Source organism: Virgisporangium aurantiacum, assembly GCF_016863635.1.
In the GTDB taxonomy this organism is placed as follows: domain Bacteria; phylum Actinomycetota; class Actinomycetes; order Mycobacteriales; family Micromonosporaceae; genus Virgisporangium; species Virgisporangium aurantiacum.
The window spans coordinates 1-3,410 of record NZ_BOPG01000161.1 but is presented as its reverse complement, the minus strand read 5'-3'; the positions used below and the strand labels follow the sequence as shown (position 1 = coordinate 3,410).

The window sequence follows — 3,410 nt, the reverse complement described above, 5'->3', positions numbered from 1 at the left end:
CAGGTCTGGAGTTGGCTCGATCTTTGAGGGATTCCGGGTCGAACTCTGGGGTTGACGACTGGTGATGAGCTTATCGGGAGGCTGGGGTTGGGGAACTGCGGACTGTGGTGACCGTGTCGATGTAGCGGTTGGCTCCGTGGACGGAGAGGCCGAACAGGTCGATCAGTTGGCGGATGTCGCCGCCGGTGGCGTGGGCTTCATCGAGAATCCGGTCGGTGCGGATGTGCTGGCCGGCGGTCGCGAGTTGGTGGCGGATCCACCAGCTGGTGACCGGCCTGGTGGTGATCGCGTTGCGGACGTGGATGAACATGTGCGGGTTGGGCGTGTTCGGCCAGGTCTGCTGTCGGTGATCGAGCCAGGCGCGCACTCGCGTCTGGACGGCCGGGGCGAGCGGGATGATCTGGCCTGCGACGTGGAGGCGGCTGTCGCGGATGTCGGTGAGCCGCAGTTCGCGCAGTTGTCCGATGCGCACGGCGTGGAACGCGAGGAGCGCGGCCAGGGCTGCGGTGGCGGGCTGGTCGGAGTCGAGGTCGGCCCGCAGCATTTCGAGGTTGACCGGTCGTGGTGCAGGTGCGTCGGGTTGCCGTGCCGACATTCGGCCGGTCGGGTTGACGAAGACCAGCTTCTGTCCTTTGAGGACTCGGAAGATGGACCGCAGGCCTTGCAGCATGGTGTAGCGGGCAAGCGGGTCGGTGGGCAACACGGTGCGGACATCGTCGACGCCTATCTCGCGCAGCGACGGGTGGACCCTGGCCCATTGCCGCAACGCGGGCAACGCCCAGCGCAGTTGGGTGCCGATGGTGTTGTCGGCGCGGGGTTTGCGTCGTGGAGGCCGGGTCGAACCGTTGCGCATCACGTCGAACCAGACGTCGAGCTCGTGCCGCATTGGCGGAGGGAACTCGGCAACGGTCGTGGTGTACCAGGTGACGATGGCGGGTTGCCGGTCGTCGTCGAGCAGTCCGGCGTCGGCGAGGACGTCGGCGACCACGGCTGCGGAGTGTTTGATCCGCGACAGCAGTGCGACGTCGCTGCGGCGGATCGGCGCGCCAGGAGTGTCCTGGATGCCGAGCATGATCCGCATTGCCCGCCGGATCCTGTCGATTTTGCTTGGTCGCCAGCCGTAGCGGGTGGCGTGTTCGCCGACGAAGGCGATCAACGCCGCTTCTCTCCCAGGGTCGGGAGGTGGCGGGAATCCATTACGCAGTCCCGCTTTCAGATCACGGGGCAGCTCGAACAGGACGAGCTGCCGGTGGTTGACCGGCCGCAGCAGCCGCATGTCGGCCGGGACGGTCTTCTTGATGTAGGGACGGGTGCCCGTGCCGGGCTGATGCCACATCCCCGCGAGGAACAGTTGTTGACCGTGCCGGACGGCGTCGGAGATGCTGACATCGCCGGTGCGCCGCCCGAGGTCGTGGGCGACCATGCTGCGTTGGCGGTGACACAACCGGCAGGAACCGTCGTCGTAGAGCGCCACCTGCTGGCCGCACGTGACGCAGTCCGCGACAGTGCTGTGGGTTTCACGGAAACTGCGGCAGGCGACACAGAGCCAGCCGTAGGTTCGGGTCACGCCCCAGGCGTGGCAGTCCGGGCAGGCGTCGATGAGGACCTTGCGGCGCGCGAGCGGCCCGGCGAGGTTCCAGACGGGCGACTTCCGCCCGGGCGCATGCGGGTGGCAGCGGGCGCACAACCCCGACGTGAAGTAGTCCGTCCCCGATCGGCACTTGTAGCACGGCGGGGCGGTGACCGGGCCGCCAGGCCAGCACACGAAGCAGTACGGGATCTCCCGCATCGCCGGCGGCCGCACTCCGCAAACTGTGCACGGCTTGGGCTTGCCGGTCATGCCGGCGGTATCGAGGTATGCCGCCCCAGCCGTGGCGGCAACGCGCCCGTAGCAGCGGCGGTACGGGCCTGCTGCGGGCGGCGCGCGGCGACCTGTTCGGGCTCACAGATCAGCAGCTCCGCCGGAGTGCAGCCCAGGACCGCGCAGATCACGTCCAGATCGTCCAGACGGATCGAGGTCGGCGTTCCCGTCCACAGCGCCGACATCTTCCCCGCGCTGATTTGCAACCCGGCGTCGGCAAGGCGGCGGCGCATCTCGGTGGACTTCCAGATCCCGGCCTGCGCCGCGCGCATCCGCAGGTTCCACTGCATCGCATCACCTCTCGAGCTGTCCCAGCCGGGCCGCGGTGCGAACGTTGCTGGCGTTCCATGCCTGCGTCACATGCTCCACCGGGACGTGGATGTAGCGGGTTGTCGTCGACAACCACGAATGGCCCAGAACCTCCTGGATCGCCTTGACATCCAAGCCCTGCGCATACAACGACGACGCACAGAAATGTCGCAGCACATGCGGCGTCAGCCGGCCCCGCCACGACGGCAGACCACGTCCCACCGCCGCCGTCAGACCATCGCGCAGCGTCTGCGTCCCGGCGCGCGGGCAACACCCGGTCAACGGATCCGGATGCCGTTCGGCGGGCAGCAACGGCGCGTCCGGGTTGGCGTAGTCACCACCGAACTGATGCCGCACGTCGACCATCCACCAGTCCAGCAACTCCCGGACCGCGTTGATCGCCGGGACCACCCGCGACTTCGCCCCGCGACCGCGGCTGCCCTTACCGAACCGCACATCGACACAGCCGTACTCGCCCAGATCCCGACGCCAGTCACGGATATCCAGCATCGCGGTCTCGTTGATACGTAACCCGATCCGCCGCCACAACGACGCCGCCAGATAGTCCCGCGCGGCGGGCAGGAACTTCCGCGCCTGCGGCAGCCACAACCGCCACGCCGTGAACAACCGCTCGACCTCATCAACCGACGGCGGCACCCGCACCGAGCCGTAGTCGGCGTTCGCAGGCCGATTGAACTCATCGATGACCTGCTCGACCACGACACCCGTCAACCGTCGGATGTCGCCCTGATACCGAACGATAAGGAAGTCAAAGAAATGAGCCAACGCCCACGCCTTGTGCTGCACCGTCAACCGGGCCAGCCCAGAACGACGTGCCACGGCCAAGAACCGGTCCGCGTCACTCGGCTGAGCCGTCCAGACCGGCCGTCCAAGAAACCGAACGAACTCAAACAGCACCGACCGGTCCGAAGCCACAGTGGTATCCGCAGACCCCGCACCCAACGCCGCCAGCAGGTACTGATCGACCAGCTCCTGCTCGAACTCCTCTACTTCGGCCTGCGTCCCCAGGCGGCGCGGCCCATCCAGCGACCGCACCACCGCCAAACCCATGGCCACCCCAGATCGCCGATACCGACCACCGACCGCGAATACCGACAACGCTTCGGGATTCCCGACCAACAGTCAATCCCTGATCACCCCAACGAGGGACCAGCCTGGCCAGCCACAACAGCATCCAACAACGACAGCGCAACTCAGGAACTTCGTGCAGTTCAGGTAA

3 protein-coding genes are annotated in these 3,410 nt (G+C 67.1%); all 3 read right to left on the bottom strand.

Translation table 11 applies throughout. The features are described 5' to 3' along the window. Positions 1 to 70: 70 nt before the first annotated feature. Genes Vau01_RS62760 through Vau01_RS62750 form a run of 3 tightly spaced genes read right to left on the bottom strand, consistent with a single transcriptional unit; the run spans position 71 to position 3,241 of the window. Complete coding sequence (locus Vau01_RS62760) at positions 71 to 1,840, bottom strand: site-specific integrase (protein WP_204015271.1); 1,770 nt, start codon at positions 1,838 to 1,840, stop codon at positions 71 to 73. Beyond that, complete coding sequence (locus Vau01_RS62755; RefSeq protein ID WP_204015269.1) at positions 1,837 to 2,151, bottom strand: helix-turn-helix domain-containing protein; 315 nt, start codon at positions 2,149 to 2,151, stop codon at positions 1,837 to 1,839. Before Vau01_RS62755 ends, Vau01_RS62760 begins: the two co-directional genes overlap by 4 nt. 4 nt (positions 2,152 to 2,155) lie before the next feature. Beyond that, positions 2,156 to 3,241 (bottom strand): tyrosine-type recombinase/integrase, encoded by a 1,086-nt coding sequence (locus Vau01_RS62750; protein ID WP_204015267.1) that lies wholly within the window; start codon positions 3,239 to 3,241, stop codon positions 2,156 to 2,158. Positions 3,242 to 3,410: the final 169 nt, after the last annotated feature.

Bases quoted from the DNA above. Each gene is read 5' to 3' on its own strand.
- Vau01_RS62760 (WP_204015271.1), bottom strand. From the start codon at position 1,840: ATGACCGGCAAGCCCAAGCCGTGCACAGTTTGCGGAGTGCGGCCGCCG.
- Vau01_RS62755 (WP_204015269.1), bottom strand. From the start codon at position 2,151: ATGCAGTGGAACCTGCGGATGCGCGCGGCGCAGGCCGGGATCTGGAAG.
- Vau01_RS62750 (WP_204015267.1), bottom strand. From the start codon at position 3,241: ATGGGTTTGGCGGTGGTGCGGTCGCTGGATGGGCCGCGCCGCCTGGGG.